At 37.9% G+C, this 17,827-nt stretch carries 13 protein-coding genes; all 13 read right to left on the bottom strand.

Annotated features, from left to right (window positions below; genetic code table 11):
- Positions 1-39: 39 nt before the first annotated feature.
- The 13 genes from PHU20_RS05735 to PHU20_RS05680 all read right to left on the bottom strand — a co-directional run bounded on the left by PHU20_RS05735 (position 40) and on the right by PHU20_RS05680 (position 17,786).
- Positions 40-1,866, bottom strand: coding sequence for a M12 family metallopeptidase (locus PHU20_RS05735; RefSeq protein ID WP_274824384.1), 1,827 nt, complete (start codon positions 1,864-1,866; stop codon positions 40-42).
- A gap of 39 nt (positions 1,867-1,905) precedes the next feature.
- Positions 1,906-3,561: a hypothetical protein gene (locus PHU20_RS05730; protein ID WP_274824383.1), complete on the bottom strand. Its 1,656-nt coding sequence runs from the start codon at positions 3,559-3,561 to the stop codon at positions 1,906-1,908.
- 6 nt (positions 3,562-3,567) lie between these two features.
- A complete protein-coding gene (locus tag PHU20_RS05725; RefSeq protein WP_274824382.1) occupies positions 3,568-5,307 on the bottom strand; it encodes a hypothetical protein in 1,740 nt (579 codons plus the stop codon).
- The gene (locus tag PHU20_RS05720; RefSeq protein WP_274824381.1) at positions 5,231-6,835 is read right to left on the bottom strand and encodes a hypothetical protein; all 1,605 of its coding nucleotides are present in this window, start codon (positions 6,833-6,835) and stop codon (positions 5,231-5,233) included. Before PHU20_RS05720 ends, PHU20_RS05725 begins: the two co-directional genes overlap by 77 nt.
- 81 nt (positions 6,836-6,916) lie before the next feature.
- Positions 6,917-7,543 (bottom strand): hypothetical protein, encoded by a 627-nt coding sequence (locus PHU20_RS05715; protein WP_274824380.1) that lies wholly within the window; start codon positions 7,541-7,543, stop codon positions 6,917-6,919.
- Between the two features lie 60 nt (positions 7,544-7,603).
- Positions 7,604-9,307 (bottom strand): leucine-rich repeat domain-containing protein, encoded by a 1,704-nt coding sequence (locus PHU20_RS05710; protein ID WP_274824379.1) that lies wholly within the window; start codon positions 9,305-9,307, stop codon positions 7,604-7,606.
- A 42-nt stretch (positions 9,308-9,349) separates the two neighbouring features.
- A complete protein-coding gene (locus PHU20_RS05705; protein WP_274824378.1) occupies positions 9,350-11,071 on the bottom strand; it encodes a leucine-rich repeat domain-containing protein in 1,722 nt (573 codons plus the stop codon).
- A 79-nt stretch (positions 11,072-11,150) separates the two neighbouring features.
- On the bottom strand, positions 11,151-11,813 hold the full coding sequence (locus PHU20_RS05700) for a hypothetical protein (protein ID WP_274824377.1): 663 nt from the start codon (positions 11,811-11,813) through the stop codon (positions 11,151-11,153).
- Between the two features lie 163 nt (positions 11,814-11,976).
- Positions 11,977-16,008, bottom strand: a complete 4,032-nt coding sequence (locus PHU20_RS05695; protein ID WP_274824376.1) for a hybrid sensor histidine kinase/response regulator transcription factor — start codon at positions 16,006-16,008, stop codon at positions 11,977-11,979.
- A gap of 227 nt (positions 16,009-16,235) precedes the next feature.
- Complete coding sequence (locus PHU20_RS05690) at positions 16,236-16,463, bottom strand: putative signal transducing protein (protein ID WP_274824375.1); 228 nt, start codon at positions 16,461-16,463, stop codon at positions 16,236-16,238.
- A gap of 301 nt (positions 16,464-16,764) precedes the next feature.
- Entirely contained in the window at positions 16,765-17,136 is a 372-nt protein-coding gene (locus tag PHU20_RS05685; protein ID WP_274824374.1) for an ATP-binding protein, read from the bottom strand.
- Positions 17,137-17,272: 136 nt separating this feature from the next.
- Positions 17,273-17,530, bottom strand: coding sequence for a GAF domain-containing protein (locus PHU20_RS20090; protein ID WP_338040881.1), 258 nt, complete (start codon positions 17,528-17,530; stop codon positions 17,273-17,275).
- 118 nt (positions 17,531-17,648) lie between these two features.
- Positions 17,649-17,786: a hypothetical protein gene (locus PHU20_RS05680; protein WP_274824373.1), complete on the bottom strand. Its 138-nt coding sequence runs from the start codon at positions 17,784-17,786 to the stop codon at positions 17,649-17,651.
- Positions 17,787-17,827 lie beyond the last annotated feature (41 nt).

Below are 17,827 nucleotides of genomic sequence, written 5' to 3'. Positions count from 1 at the left end.
ATTTGTGAATGGGTTTGGTCAAGCACATCCTTCAGCATACTAATTTTTTGTTTTTGTATTTTGGTTTGTTGCAAGATTTGAAGTCATATCAATCCTAACATAGCCCTCTATCCTTACCTTACGGTAACCGCCTGCTTCTGCAATTCGCATTCCTTCTGGTGTGGCAATGGTAAAATTGTCCTTTCGTTTGTCATGATAATACAACCAAAGTGGTTTGTATAAGTGTTTGTATTTCTGCTTTACCGATCTCAAGACATAGCCCTCAATGCCAGCTTTGCGATAACCCCCGGCTTCTGCAGCCCATATGCCATCGGCCGAGGCAGTGGTGAAATTATCCTTTCTTGAATTATTGTAATACAAGTATAGGGGTACAACCGTACCCTCGGAAGAAGTAGGTTTGTTTAATACATAACCATCTACGCGAACAAATCTGTAGTTCCCGTTTATGGCATTATTCTTACCTTCGGCACTAGCTGTGGTGAAGTTATCTTTTCGGCTACTGTTCCAATAATGCTCTAAGGGTTTGGCGTAATTATCCCTTGGTGGGGAGGAATTATGGGCTGCCTTAAGTTTAAACTGTTGTGCCGGACCTCCTTTGATAGCCGCTACCCTGATATTTGTCCCATTGTTTGTAAGTCCTCCTTGTACATCTAAATTCAAGTCACCCAATTTCGAACGTATATAAAAGTAATCACTCCCGGCATCTATCAATTGCCATTTTTGGGCATCGGTGCCATTTTTTGGATATTGCCAAACATTTGAAGGAGGGGAGGCATTTCCACCCTCAATATCCAGTATTAGATTACTCCTAATATTTTGGATATAGTAATATCCGCCTCCAGCTTTAAGCAGACGGAATTTTTGGGAATCTTTATGAATGAGTTCGTATTGCAGTACATTGGCTTTAGGATTTAGGCGACCCCCGTGGATATTGACTACTTTACCACTATGCCTAGCCACCAAATACCAAGGCCTATTGGTGAGATTTTCAGGCACTGTAACTTTATACAATTCATTGATTGCCATTTTATCTCCCGAGCTCATGCCGCTGCGTTGACCAAAAGAGGTGCATTTTGTACTCGTGATGGTTGGTAAAATACTTTTACTGAAAGCGTAAGGCGGATAATGCATGATAGAGTTACAATCGTATTGTCCAATATCAATGCCATCAGAAATATGTCTTTCAAAGTTGTTTTTTTTGTCCGGTTTTATATTCTCCCATAGTATGGTGACATGTTCATTCCGGTCTTCGCGAGACTGTTCGTGCCATAATCCTGCAGTGTGCAGAATTTCATGGACAATACTGCCAAAACCACAAGCCCCAATATTGATGCTTTGCTTTCCGCCACATCTGCCTATTCTAGACCAACAACCATCTCCTGTAATGAATGTGACATAATCATTTTCAATGGTGCGTGAAACTAATTTAAGATTGGTTTGTTCATGAATATGTTGAATGGCCTGTAGGATTAATTCCCGTTGGGGATGTCCGCTTTCAATCGTAAAGGGAATTATACCATCTCTCCAGCGATATGTATCACCATCAATGACAACGGCAAATTGATTTTCACCGGAATATAGATGGCTTGGCCCCAATACTATATCACCTTCCATGACCGCCATACCATCCACAAATTCCATAGCGACAAGTTTTGATTCTTGATGAAAAGGTAAATATGCATTGACTTTTTTTGCAATGCGTTCTGTACTTTGGGGATGGAATGTTTCGACTCCCGATTTTTCTGCCGTTTTCTTTTTTCGATGATCACGGATATTTTGGGCGTACGCCGGAACAATATACAACAAAGCTAAGATGCTTATTGTTAGTAGAATAATAGTGTTTTTTGACTTCATTGCAATATTCATGGCTTTTGGTTTTAGTGTTACTGTTCTATGTGCTTATTCCTAATTGTCCATCTTAAAATCAAGAACTTCCTTAGCCTTATTTTGTATAGCCACATTCGCATGCTGCAACAATTTTTTTAAGTAAACGGATACTTCCATGTCATCTATGGGCCCCAAGGTGGAAACGGCTTCAAGTTTTATTTCCTCTGACGGATGTTTGTCTTCCAATAAAGATTTTATATATGGGAAGATTGCAGGAGATCCTGTATTGCCCAATACCATTAGATGCTGCATCGTATCTTTTTCGGTTTTCATTTTTTCAATAAGATAATTTGTCAGTGCCTGGGATCCTAAACTATCGGAAGGCCTTAGATGTTTGGCCATACCACCTAAGGCGAGTTGTGCTGTTGATTTTGTAAAATATCCTAGGGATTCATCTTCCTTAAAGGCTATTTTCTTTAAAACTTCAATGGCTTTGCCTGTAGGGTACTTTGTGGTGGTCAGTACGGGAATCAATGCCCCCACTAGGTCTTCGTTACTTTTGTTCTTATCTATAAGCAACGCCAAGGCATTTGTGGCACTAGGGGTTTCGGTAATGGTTAAGGCTTTGCTTAATATGACAAATTCACTAGAGGTGGCTAATTGATTATCGAGGAAAGAAACAGCCTTACTGCAATACTCCGGCTGCAGATAAAATAGAGCCCTAAACTTTAAAATCAAATCTTCTTTCAAAGCTTCGTTCAAGGTATTTACTTTTGACAGTTTTTGAATTAAGGCCTCCCAATTATCCGAACCTAAAGTTCCTTTATAGGCCGTTCTTCTGATCTCCCCTAGTGAGGTAGCCTCACTCAATGTTGTTTTCTGATTATAGGCAGAAGATTTTTCCAGCGTTAAGAGAGGTGAAATGTCAATATTTTCCATTTGCTTTTCAAAAAGCATAAAGACCGACACTTTAGCCCCTTGTACACTCAAAGTGTCATTGTCCCGTACCACGATTTGGGCTTCGGAAATATTTATTTTCTTGATTGCCCCGGTAGCATCAGTTTCTATAATGGTATTGCTATCCGTGTTTATTTTTTGATTTTCATTTTCCGATTTGTAGGCTAGATAAATAAGCACATTCTTTTTGTAGATTGGATTGGAATTATGGGAATCCACGCTTTGGTATTCGGCAATATAGGTCCCTTGGGTATTCTCTTCGGTCGTTCGCCAATCTTTAGCATTTTCCATGGGCCTTACAAATTGCATTCTACTAAGTATGTCTTTGTATATTCCCGTTGTTATTTCAGACAATTGAGAATCAAATCGTATAGTTCCTATTTTTCCATAAGTATCGGTATATACAAATACCGGTTTTATCAACTCTTGAAGAATCGGATGTAGATCAATTGAAATTCCTTCGTTCTTTAAATTCAGTATCGGGTTTTGTAATTGATAACAGATCAACATACTGTCCTTAGTTTTTATCAGCATTGTTTTTTCTAAATCGCTCTGAAGGGTCATTTCCAAATACTGTAATGATTCACTATCGAAAAAGTCATTGGCAGCAATTACGGAATCAGGATTATAAAGTTTTTTTATATCGCTATACCCGAAATTTTCCGCACTGTAGGTATAATGGGATCGGTTTGGACCAAGGGTACTTCTACTCCCGATACATCCATGAATAAAGGAACATAAAAGAAGTAGGGTACCTAAATTTCCGATGATTTTCATTATTTCCTAATCTTGGGTGAACACTGGGGTTTCATCATATCTTGCGATGTTTTTCAATGTAAAAGGTTCGAATCCACCTTCAGTTATGGTTCCGGAATCCATAAAGCCACTCCATTCGAACAATTCATGTTCTTTCCGATAACAATCATCAATAAAGGGGATATCTATGGGGGAGCAGGCTTCACCATAGGCACTTATTGAACCACTTAAGATTTCAATGTCGTATCCAAAATAATGATTGATGCCAACCACGATATTTTCAGAATTTTGACTGAATATGCCTGCGAATGCATTTAAGTCCAATTCACCTTTGATAAAGGTTAATTCTGCCTCAACACCGCCTTCGAAGACCCCTATAAGATTAAGACCGCCTTCGCCGTAGACTTTTAGATCAATTAAAGGCTTGGCATGAACGGAGGCTACCGTTCTTTCAATTTTTGCTTCATATTCAAATCCTACTTCCCCTTTTACACCAATAAGGCCTACAAAATCTATTCCTGGCAAAATTGGCACCTGTAAAGGAAAAGATTTATCAAAAGATCTACCATAGGTTTTAGAAAATGATTCTTGCTGTGAAAAAGTGGTTGATTTTGGAGGAAAAAGGTTCATTTCCAATGCTTTTACCGAAATTGTCGCACTCATTTTTTTGGACACATTGGAAGGTGCGTAAAATTGACAACTCGCATTAAGAACATCTATGGATTTTCCTAAAAGTGAGCCTGTTGCTTTGCTTGTTGCTTTTACTTTAAACTCCGACTTGTTATTGTCGGTATTTTGTGGGTCAAAAGGGTAAATTTTTACAAAACGGGTAATAGATCCTTCTAGACTTGCTTGAAATGTATCTGGATTTCCAAACCCCCAATTTTTACTGTTCGTTTTATTGAATTCATAGAGTTTTGAAAGGTTGCCTATTTTTTTTGGCCTCAGGTCCTTAAAAGGTCGCTGTTTTGTTGTTTTTTGTGCTATGACAGTTCCTGCTCTTTTAGAAAAATTATACATATTTATCTTTTCCCGCTCTCTTTGTGTATAGCTACTATATGGCTTTAGCATGATCATCGGGGACCTACCGTTTGGCGATGCCCCAACCACTTTAACCCTTTGTTCTAAACTCATGAATTTTTTAACTTCTGCTTCTTTTTTAAAAGCACCTATGGATTTCGGTGCCAAAGCTCTTCTCCCATCTAAAAATTTTTTATTTGTGACAGTTCTAGAAACAACCTTTTCACCATTGTTCCTTAAACTATAACCTTGGCTATTTAGTTTTTTTTCGAGTGCATTGGTTTCATTCAAATACTGTTGTGCCGTGATTACTCTACCATCTTTTAATGAAACCCTCTTATTTGGCGGAATAGGATTTCCGTTTTTATCTTCAAGTTTAAATGGTACGAATTCAATTTTAGTCTTTGACGTTCCTTTCCAATTAGGATTGTTTACGGTTATCTGAACCGAGGTCATTTTAGATTTCTGTACTGCCGTTTTTTTTGCTTCGGTCTTTAACCTTGTAAAAGGGTCGCTTGTTTTTTTTGTTCTATGGTCACGTACAATTTGAGCTTGCAGTGGCGAAACATAGACTGTTACAAAAAGGCCTATTATCAGGCAAATCAGGTTTCTTTTTAATTTTGTTTTTAGTATCATAACTTTAATTTTTAGAATTATTTTATTCTTGCCTTCAATTCCCATATAAAGAGACTCTAACTGATTTAAGATCATAATGTTTAAACCAAAATTCATCGCTACTCGTGGCATCGCTGTTCAATAAGATAGCATGAAGCTTCCCCTTGATTCCTGGCGCGTTTAAGTTGTCTAAATCCCAGTAGGTAAGACCTTCCGGTTCTTCCATATTATAACCTGGATTAAATTCATATTTAAAAATTCCACTGGTTTCAGATTTTAGTGCCTTTCTTCTAGTTTTAAAATTGAAAACCCATATACCCCCATCTTTTTTATTGAAATCAGTGCCTTTACCATTTATGATGAACAGAAATTTACCGTCATCTGAAAATTCCCCACCCTGCATGTATTCTTTTATGGTAATAATGTTTCCATTCTCATCCAACAAATCTTTAGAACCACTATACTTTAGCCATTTCCTATTCTCTTTCAAAGCTTCTAAGTCCATGGTATAGACCAGTAATTTATTGTCGATATTCATACTATTGTTAGACGTATACAACATGCCATTTTGAGGGTGAATAGCGCACCAACCAGCTTTGGTCTGGGCTGGTAAAGCACCCGAACCAACATAAGATAAATCAGAGGCTCTAAATACTGCAATTAATGGGTTCTTTCCGTTCTTAGGACTGTCTACTTCAATACCTACATAACTAACTACTTTTCCATAGCTATTGTGCTCAGCTTCCAAAGGGATAAACAAAAAGCCCTTATATTCGACCAGATCACCAAAATGGTTGTAGCCTTTACTACTCAATACATTTGGAATTGATACGGTTTTGACTCCAGAGGGCAAATTACTTCGACTAATATGTTTGTTCAGGTCGTGTGATATAGGAAACTTCCACAACCGCTTCTTTTGCGTAAAAAACCAATTGGCATCGTTATGGCCAACACCTTGTAGTTTGTCACTCCAACCATTTCCTCGGTCGCTTGGATAATTGTTCAAGTACCTTGCACTTAGTACTGTTGTGAGTTCTATTTGATGGTTATTGTCTAAAGCGTTTAAAATATAACCTTCAATTCGTACCTTTCTATAACCGTCTGCTTCTGCTACGCTCCTCCCCTCTGCTGTAGCAATTGTGAAATTGTCCTTTCGTGTGTCATGGTAATACAACCAAAGCGGCTTGTATAAATGTTGATATTTTGGTTTTACATTTTTTAGAATATAACCTTGGACTCTTACTTTTTTATATCCCGCCGCTTTAGCAGCCCTGATTCCTTCAGTTGTAGCAGTTGTAAAATTGTCTTTTCGTGCATCGCTGTAGTACAAATAGAGGGGTACTGCTTGACCTTCTATGCTAGAAGCTTTTTCCAAGACATATCCATCTTGTCGCACAAAACGATAGTCCGCGCCTAATGCCCCATTCTTACCTTCGATTGTTGCAGTAAGCTGGTTGTCCTTTCTACTACCATTCCAATAATGGTTTAAGGGTTTAAAGGTGGTTTGGTTTTTATGGTCACGTACCACCGTTTTTTTTGGTTTATTTCTATGGTCGCGAACGGTTTGCGCCTGAACGGGCCAAATGCAAACCGTTGTAAAAAACACGATAAATGGGTAAATCGGGTTCTTTATAAACTTCAATATCGTTGCTGTCTTCATGATATTTGACTTTAAATTTATTTGTTCTAAGATTTTAATAAAGTCCCCTTATCAAAATGCAGGTATTTGACCTACACGTATTTAATTGGGGTTAAACCGGTTCGTGCTATCCAACTTTGAGCTATTTGGATAGGGTATGGGAATGGGTCCTACTGGTAATGGGGGTGATTTTGGTGTTGGTGCCGATTGTCCTTGTTTTTGGGCATTGTAATCTTTTGAACAATCAACCGTTTCGCAAATCGTCCAGCAATCTTGTACGCTGCCATCTGCCGTATTAAAACAGAGTTCTGTACAAGTAAAGCAAGATTTGTTTTTGTCAGTTTCTGAAAAAAGTAATGTATTGGAGGACCCGTCATTGGCCCCTTCAAATCGAATTATCTTTCCTTTTTGTACAATGGCATATAAGGTGTGGCCAGACTTCAATCCATAAATCGAATTCACCCCGTCCTTCAATGCTTGGGTTACCCTGATTGTAGGTACCTTACCCGTATATTTAAATGTGGGGTATGCTTTTTTAACCTCAGTTCTTTTACCAAAAATGGCATCAGCTTCATCAAAATAGAATACTTGACTGGCAAAGGCTTTTTTATTTGGTCGATGATCGCGTGTATCTTGGGCGAGTATAGGGGAAAGATAAACGGATATCAAAAGACATATAATTAAGTAAATGAAATTTCTTTTACGCCCTTCTGTGATATCCGTATACATGATTTTTGATTTATATGATTTTGAAATAGTATTGTTTTAAAGATCATTCTGTCCCTTCATTTAATCACAACCTTCACCAGAATCAGTTAAGATGGTAAGTATGCCTCCGTTCGATATTTGCAGATCACAAACCTCTTGGGGTATGCTACTTATAGGGTTGTTGGTTATACTCAGTAAGGCTAAATTGTTTAGCTGTCCTAACTCCGGCGGAACTGTATTAAGTTGGTTACTGGCCAAAGTCAAAACGGCTAAAGTTTCTATACTTCCAAGGGATGAGGGTAGGCTTTCTAGATTATTGTTGTTTGCATTTAAAGTCTCTAAGGAATTAATACGGTTGATGTTTTCAGGTATTCTTGTCAGGTTTTTATTGTTCATGGTAATGGTTTTAGGGTTACCATTGTCATGAAATGTAACCTCAGGATAGTGGTCCACGCTCCAACCCAAGGTATTTTCGGGGTTAGCAGTGTAAATTCCAATGAGCGCGTCTATTGGTGTGTCATTTCCCAATTGGACCAGATCATGGGTGATGGTCATTGTAGGATTATGAAAATTCTTAATATAATAAACCGATAATGGTAAAGTAGTTATGTTGTTCTCGGATAAGCGCAATGTCTTTAAGTTTATGAGAAACCCTATTTCAGGAGGAACGGAAGTAAGTTGATTATTGTTTAATGACAGAATTTCAAGATTTACCAATTTCCCCAATTCCTTTGGGATCGTAGTAAGTTCATTTCCAGCCAAGAATAACCTTTCTAAATGAACCAGCTGCCCTATTTCTTGGGGCACCGATATGATATCGTTGATACTCAAATCCAATATGGTCAAATTCACCAATGAACATAGTTCAATAGGTAATTCGGTTAATAGGTTGCTGGATAGGATAAGTTGTGTAAGATTTACCATTTCACTAATATTTGCTGGTATAGCGGTGAGCTGGTTGGCCCCTAAATAAAGTTTTTCCAGGTTTTTTAACTTGTTGATTTCATCAGGTAATGTTGTCAGCGAGTTTCCATCAAGACCTAAAAACAATAAAGAAGCTAAATTGCCAATTTCCTTGGGTAAGGAGGTAAGAAAGTTATCATGTAGATGCAATTCTTCCAAGTTGGTTAATTGCCCTATTTCACTTGATAATTCCCTGAGTTCGGATTCCCCAAGGTATAAATAGGTTAAATCGGTTAATTGGCCAATTTCTTTGGGTAAAGCAGTTATGCCTAATTCTCCAAGGCTTAAACGAGTGATTTTGTCTTCTGTATTTGTAACTACGCCATCAAGATCATTTAAATCATTGGTGTTTTGTAAATCCCAAGTTATGGTATTGCCGGGGTTAAAATCTAAAATGGCCTGTAAAACCTGACGTTGTGTTAATGGGAAATGAACAGTTATCGTATATGTGGCCGTAGACCCATCTTCGGCGGTAACCATGTACATAACAGGCTGGGTAAAGTTTTGGGCTGTGGTTTTATCTATAGTGGCTGCCTCTGATATCATAATTTCGGGTAACAGGTTTGAAACGTCCGCATCTGGTGGTACGGTGACATCGATCGTTTTATTCTCTTCATCTATGGTTGCCACCAGATCGGTTTGGAAAAAGGTGACGGTTGATCGAAAAACAAAACTGGTGATTTGCTTTTCGCTACTTTTTGTGATTTCCTTAGAGGCTGAGTCATCATCTTTGCTACATCCTATGGTGTTTGTTACTAAAAGGAGCACGGCAATTAGCTTTATCGGAAAGATGTTTTTATAAAGGGTTGTACGTGTTTTCATAACTATATGTTTAAAGCGTTTTTTAATTTGATAAAAAGGTATTTAGTCACAACCCTTACCGGGATCTGTAAGTAGGGTAAGTGGGACGCTATTTGTTTGCAGTTCACATACTTCTTGGGGTATACTACTTATAGGGTTGTTGGTCAAACTCAATAGGGCTAAATTGTTTAGTTGCCCTAATTCTGACGGGACAGTACTTAGATTGTTACTCGCCGCTGTTATTACACTTAATGTATTTATATCGCCCAACGTAGATGGTAAGCTTGTCAGATTATTGCTATTTACATTAAAGCTTTCTAAACTTGATAAAGACGAAATATTTCCTGGTATTCTAGTTAAGTTTCTATTATTCATAGTAATGGCCTTAGGGTTGCCATTGTCATCAAATGAAACTTCAGGATAGTTATCTACTCCCCAACCTAAGGTGTTACCGGGGTTGGCACTATATATACTAATAAGAGCATCTTTTTGTGAAGTAGTTTCGTAAGTAATCATATCATCTGATAAAACAATCAGATCTCGCAATTCGACTAAATAAGAGATTGACTCAGGTAATACAGATATATTATTTATTTGGAATAATTCTATCCTTTCTAATTGACGAAGAAAGCCTATTTCTGGAGGTAAGGAAGTAAGTTGGGTATTATAAACCTCCAATTCTGTTAAATTTCTTAATTGTCCTATTTCTGGTGGTAGGTGAGTTAGTGGGCCATTGGTTGAAGATAATCTTGTTAATTTAGTTAATTGTCCTATTTCCGAAGGTAATTCAGTATAATCGTTACTTCCTATCAGTAACATTTTTAAATTTGACAAGCGTCCTATTTCTGGGGGTATTTCAGTAAGTTCGTTATCATCTAACCTTAATAGTTCCAAATTGGTTAATTGTCCTATTTCTGGAGGAAGCGAAGTAATATTATTCCAGTGTAAATGCAATTTTTCTAAATTTTTCAATTGCCCAATTTCTGGGGGTATTTGAGAAATATAACATCCAAATAAGTTTAATTCTATTAGACTGGTCAATTGTCCTATTTCTGAAGGAATTACCATAAGTTCGTTATTACTTGCGTTTAAAAATTCCAAATGAACCAATTGCTTTATCTCTGCAGGAATTGCTGCAAGTTGGTTGCGAGCTAGATTTAGAGATTCCAAGCTTGTTAATTGCCCTATTTCTTTAGGAAGTGTGGAAATAGTCCCATATTCTATATTTAATTCAATAATTTCACCTTCTGTATTTAACGTTACACCGTCTAAGTCTCCTAAATTCTCGATTGTATTTAGATTCCAAGTGAGAATGTTTCCCGGATTAGCATCTAGAATAGCCTGTAAAATTTGCCGTTGGGTCAACAGGTTAGTTATAGTTACGGTATAAACCGTGGTACTACCATCTTCTGCGGTTACGGTATACTCTATCGGCTCTGTAAAGTCTTGGGCTGTATCATGGTCAATAGTTGAAAGTTCAGATATTTTCACTTCCGGCAATAGCCCTGTAATGTCCGTATCTGGGGGCATGGCGGCCGTAACGGTCTTATTGTCTTCATCTATGTTTGCCACTACATTAATGTCAATGGGGTTATTGGTAAGTAAAAACACAAAACTGGTGATCTCTTTGGCATCGCTTAGTTCTGGTTCTTCTTCTGGGGTTGCTATGACAACAGGCTCCTTAGTATCATCTTTGCTACACCGGGTAACCACGACGGCCAATAATAAGTAAATGATGAGGTGGATTTTGTAGGTGCTCTTCCAAAGTGTTTTTATTGTTTCCATATGATTTAATTTTGAGTCAAGAGAAGGCTTCCTAGGACAATTGGAGTATCGTACGTAGTATTCCAATAAGCCATTAAGTTTAATTCTTACAAATTCCATAATAGTCACAGACTGCATAATAATCGTTGATATCTACTTCAGCCGACTTCAATTCGTTTAGTATGTCTGGACGGATCGATTTACTAGAAGTTGTATTTGAAGCCTCAATAAGGACAATTCTAAATTCTATGGTGTCTGGTATTTCTGCCTCTGTAATTCTATCGGGTTCATACCCGTTAACAGTCTTAGCAAGAGTAAAGCTGCCATATTGGGCTGCATAATCTATTAGGAGGCCAAAACTGCCCGAGACTCCAGAAACAAGAGATGTATAGGGTAGTGGCTTAATATTGATCTGCGTACCGTAATCAGCACCAGAGGCATAGGATGGTTTGGCATACGTAAGAATAACATTTCCCGCACCGTAAAAAAAATTCAATTCAACGCCTCCTACACTATCTGCTGGGATAGTATATTTTCTATATTCATTGTTCCCTCCAAAATGTAGATTTTCACTCCAAGCCTCTTTGTTTACATATATATCGAATGCTTGTACATTCGCATTACCATCTTCCGCGTTGGTTCCGTCAATACCGGCTGTACCTGCTGGGCCCATCGGACCAACCTCTCCATCTTTAGCACAAGAATTAATGACTAATGAAAAAATGATTAATCCATAGGTGAAAAATTTCATTGTAGATTTCATAACTATTCCATTTAATTAAATATGATACAATGATATCGTACTAATAAAAAAAAGGGGTTCACCATTATTCCAATCCCATGTAGTAATTCTGAATCAGAAAGAAAATCCATGTACTATTATTGCATAAAAATGCAATTAACAGATATAATAAGCTTGTAATCAGTTATTTAGATAAATCACTGGGAGGAAACCCAAATTCGTCCTTAAAGGCCCTACTAAACCAGGATGGGTCGTTGAATCCCGACTCATAGGCGATTTCGGAGATGGTTTTATCCGTAGTTTGGATCAATTCTTTTGCTTTTTGAAGACGGACGGAACGGATAAAGACCGCTGTGGATTTATCGGTAATGGCTTTCAGTTTTCTATAGACCTGTGATTCGCTTAAATGTAATTTATCAGCTAGGTCACTTGAACCAAATGCGGAATTGTCCATATTTTCATTGATGGATTGTATGACTTTTTGGAGGAATTTTATTTCTGGACCTTCAGCCTTTTTATCCAAAAAGATGTTCAAGCCATCCTTTTGGATTTTATCGATGAATTTTTTGCGGAGCAATACCAATTGATCTAATCGAATGAACAATTCCTTCTCGTTAAAAGGTTTTCCAAGGTAGGCATCTGCACCATGGGCCAGTCCTGTCAATCGATCATCCGTGGTTACTTTTGCGGTCAAAAGTATAATGGGTATATGATCGGTGCGCTCATCCGTTTTAAGAATGGAACACACTTCAAAACCATCCTTACCAGGCATCATAACATCGCTGATAATGATATCAGGTATGTTTTCAAAGGCCTTTGCTATGCCCAAATCCCCATTGATGGCATGCATGGTTTGGTACTTCCCTTTTAAACAGGTTTTTAAGTAATGGGCCACATCCTCATTATCCTCAATTATGAGTACAGAGGGTAGTGCGGAAGCCTCTTCTGAAACTGACGGTTCCGTGTTTTTACTGTTCGTTGTTTTTTTAATGGGCGGTTCAACCGTTATTTTGGTATCCAAGGTTTTGACTGCCTTATGGGTTACCGGTATTTGTGCCGTAAAAGTACTGCCTTTACCAAGGGTGCTCTCTACGCCAATGGTCCCGTTCATCAATTCCACAAATTCCTTGGCCAAGGAGAGGCCAATACCTGTCCCTTCCTGTTTAGATGACGATTCATTGTCTACTTGATAAAAGCGGTCAAATAGATGGGTAATATCTTCTTCTGCCAACCCCAAACCGTTGTCTTGTACTTTTATGGAGAAAAACTCACTCTCTTTTGTCGTGATTTTGTTGAGGTGTACGATTATTTTGCCATTGGCTCCGGTGAATTTTATGGCATTTGAAAGTAAATTGGAAATAATCGATGCCATTTTATTCACGTCAATATCCATCTCCAAAGATTCAATTTCTGAATATACCGTGAGGTTGATATTTTTTGACTGTGCCAAGGAATGGAAACTTTCACTCAAATACTTTACAAACGGAATGGCATCGGTCTGTACCAGATTTAATTCCATGGAACCACTTTCCACCTTGGCTAAATCCAACATTTCATTGACCAATTGCAATAGATTCTTGCCATTACGACGAATCATTTCCAAGGATTTTTCGGCCCCTTCAAAACGGTCGTTCAGCACATTCGTTTTTAATGTTTCCGCCATTCCCAGGATAACCGTCAAAGGTGTCCGAAATTCATGGGTAATGTTTGAATATAAGCGTGTCTTAGATTCGTTCAACTGCTCCAGTTGTTCCGTTTGGTGGTTCAGAAGTTCATTTTTATGTCGTATTTCCGTAGTGCGTGCTGCGACCAAATTTTCCAGATTTTCATTTTGCCGTTGCAATTCCCGGGACCTCCATTTAGAATATAGGGCCACTATCCCGATCGCTCCCAACCCATAGAGTACATACGCCCACCAACTGCCATACCACGGCGGTAGAATGGAAAAGGAATAGCTATCGTATGAACTAACCTGATTAAAGATATTTTTTGAACGGACTTTAAAACTATAATCCCCAGCCGGGATATTGGTATAATCTTTTTTGGTTTCATCGGTCCATGCAGACCAATCTTCATCAAAACCCTCCAAGATATACTGGAATTTATTTTTTGATTCGTCGTAGAAACTCGGGTTGGCGTATTGAAATCGCAATTGATTGCTTTTATAGGGAAGTTGTGCTGTAATAGTAGTCGTATAACCACCAAAAAGCAGAGAGTCGTTTTGCCAAAAAATATCTGTTATTATTGCCCTTGAATTCAGGATGCTTTTGTCTAATTTTTGCTTTAAATCGTGACGAATGACGACCCCTTTTTTGCCCCGATACCATATAACACTATCTTCCAGTTCAGGAAACATGTCATTTTTTCTTAAGTCCATTATTCTCTCTTCATCAAGCGCTTTCACTTTATAGGAGCCATTTTTTTTGGCAAAGGCCGCCAATTGTTCTAGTCTATTTTCACCGTCATATTCTATTAACCATATATTTCCATTATCATCGGTCGAATGGACTTTCGCTATTATGTTATCAAGGCCTAGTTTTTGAAGTAATTTTTTATTATTGACGAATTTCTGAGAAAGTGGGTCAAACAAATACAATTCATTAGCAGATTCAATATAAAGCTGATCTTCAATATAATACTGCCTTCCAATATTATCAGGAACCCCATCTTTCACTTTGAAGGTTCTTACTATGGGATTTGTTATATTCCTAGTTTCCAGAATATCATCAAATGAAATTCGTATTGCTTCGTTTTTATTTATAGTTAGCCATAAATTGCCTTTGATGTCTTCAATAATTTTGCTGACCTGAATATTTATTCCTTCAAACATATGTTCTATTGCCCAACTGCCATTTTTTAGGTATAAGGAGGTCAATCCCGAACTCGTTCCAATAAAAACCCTGTTCGAATCTATTTTAGAGGCGCACAAAGATGAAACGTTAGGTAGATCTAACAATTCTTTTGAGTTTCCTTTTTTGTCAATTTCAAAAAGCCCTCCTCTGGAGCCTACTAACATTTTGTTTCTATGAAGTAAGGTTTCAAAAACCATTCCCATGTCACCTAAAGGTTCCAATAGATTAACTTGTGATTTATTATCATTTTTTAGCACATATAATCCTTCCCCAGTACCCACATAAAGTTTGTCATAATATCTTTGAAAACCCATTACTAAGCCAGGAGTATTATTGAGCTCATTATAAAAGGAAAATGGAGACGGATATTCAATTTTTGCTATTCCAGAATTTAATGAGGCCCAAAGTAAGTCAGATCGGTCTTGGAAAAGATTAATTACCATATTCGATTGAAATATTCCTTTTTTAGAGAGCATAACTTTTTTCAGTCCTTTGTCATCTAGGATCAATACTCCTTTTTTAAAGGATCCAAAAGCGAAAGTATTGGGGTTTAAAGCTATTCCACAACTAATGACATTATCATTGAAGAATTCGGGAACATTGGTTTCAAATCTCTCAAAACGGGTGCCATCATAAATATATAGCTGATTATTGGTTGCTATTACATATGAGTTCTTTTTATAGGGAAGAACGGCTCTTATTTTTATATTGGCAAACATTGCTCCTTGTGAAACCAATTCAAAATCTCCTTTATTATAAGCTGTTAACCCTTCCCCATGTATTCTTTTAAATATGGTGTTGCGAGCTAAAAACAGCAAAGGATCCCCAGAATTTTCCCAGATTTTAAATTTTATTCCATCCCATTTGAAAATGTATTTTTCCGAACTAAAAAATACATCATCCGCTACACTATATATGGATCTTATTCTATTGAAATCATGAAATTTTTCCGGTAGAATAGATAGTAAAGAAACGTAGGAAAGTTGGCCTATTTCATCTGAATCTAAATAGCCTATTTCATCAATTCCTCCCAAAAAAACTGTCCCTTTTTTTGTAGATACTATTGCATTTGGGCTTACTAATCCAGGTAATTCCAATAATTTCCAACTCGCCCCATTAAAGGAGAGTATGCCATCTCCATTCGCAAAATAAATAATACCCAAACTATCTTGAACGGCACCCCAATTTTGGATAAAAGCTCCATATTCATCTGGACTATAATTCTGAATATAGGGGAGACCGGTCTCTGAAACGTTTTGGGATTGTGCGGCATGGAAAGTCAGTAGGGTAATAACCGCAAGGGAAACCCATAGGCGATGCCGAAAGGTGTACGGAATCAGTTTTAATACGAGGGTGACTTCCATATTCACTCGGTTTTTCAGGGACATTGGCCCAATTGAAATGGCAAGGAAACACAAATTACCTCCAGATTGGAAATGAATGTTTGTCTACTGCATGCGTAACGAATATAGTACAGCAACTCCCTTTAATGTGATAAACTGTATACTTTGGGCCAAACTGCGTTTAATTCGCCCTATTCCGTGTGTATATGGTACCCGGGTAGCATTACGTGCTCGGTCGATTGTTGGGCCTAAGATTCTTTTAAAACCGCTTTAACCACTGCGGTCGCCTTCTCTACCTCGTCCTTGTTTACATATAGATCCACTTGTCCCAACATCGATGATGCAAAGCCAGCCAAGCGTGCAGATTCCGCTTCGTCCTTGATGATAGCCTCAATACCCATACCTTGCAATTGGCTTACTATTTGTTGTGCGACAAATGATTCCCCTGTGTATATCTTTATATAGTTTGATGTCATGAGTACATGATTTATTCTCTTCAAGATACGCAACAATTTGCATGTATCAAGGCATTATTCGATATTATGTTATTCTGAAGAAGGGTATTTTTTGCTGTAGGGTTATGCCATTTTTAGTTTCCCCGTTTCGCAATCGGTACTTAAAAGAGTAAAATTGAATTTACATCCTTCCTAGGTCCGATTCAAGAAAAACACTGTCACCCATTTTTTCGGTGATTTTTTTTTCGGTGGCAAGTCCAATACCATTTCCCCTTTCCCCAAACTTATCGGTAGGGGTTAGGACCTTGAATGTCTTAAAGATTTATTCTTGATGCTCCTTGGCGATTCCAGGACCACTATCCTTGACTGAAAATTCATAATGGTTTCCTTTTTTATCAACGGTAATCTGCATTTCTGTTTCCTCCTTGTCGCTATATTTGATGGCGTTGGAAACAAGATTAATCAATATTTGGTTTAGGGCCGTTTTATTGGTGTTGATGGTCTTTAGTGGGGAATGGAACTTTAGTTTCAATGAATTGTCATATGAAAAAAGGCCACTAATGTCATCTTTGAGCACTTCTATTTCAATCGGTGCCACATCTTCCTGAATTAGCGATTCACTCTTACTGTACTCAAGAAGTCCGTCTATGAGTCTTTTTAATTGGTTCGTAGAGGATTTAATGAACCCCAGCATTTTTTTCCATCCTCATCAAAATTAGAGGCGTAACAATCGGAGAATAGTTGGGCGGTGGTGTTTATCGCATATAAGGGCGATTTTAGATCATGTGCGGCGATTTAGGCAAAACGCTCCAATGCGATATTTTTTTCTTTCAGCTCCTCAACGTTCTTTTCAAGAAGCATGTTGCTCTTTCGGAGTTGTAAAAGGTTACGTACTTGATTTTATGGGAATCGATCTGACTATGACTAAGTAATTTTGGCTTATGATCAATGACACATAAGGTTCCCAAAGGCAAACCATTATCCGAGATCGATGGGATACCTGCATAAAAAACAACATTTGTATCACCCGTAACTAAGGGATTATCATGGAAGCGCTCATCTTTTCTAGCATCCTGGACGACGAATATGTTTTCGTCCGCGTTGATCGCATGTGCGCAGAAAGCATATTCTCATGGGATCTCAGAAGCATCGACACCATAATGGGATTTAAACCATTGTCTTTCATGATCCACTAAACTGATCAAACTAATGGGGGGCACATATTTCTGCCGCAATTGCCGTTAAGTTATCGTAATCTTCTTCAGGAAGTGAATCTAAGATGGAATAGGATGCTAAGGAGGCTAATCGTTCTTTTTCATTGATGTGGTCTTTAGGTCGTAGCATTGCAAATGGTTTAAGAATGGTTAGTGGTTTAGGTGCCTATG

This window comes from Maribacter polysaccharolyticus (genome assembly GCF_028882255.1).
GTDB lineage: Bacteria > Bacteroidota > Bacteroidia > Flavobacteriales > Flavobacteriaceae > Maribacter_A > Maribacter_A polysaccharolyticus.
Note: the sequence above shows the minus strand (reverse complement) of the source record. Positions and strands in the feature narration are given on the sequence as shown.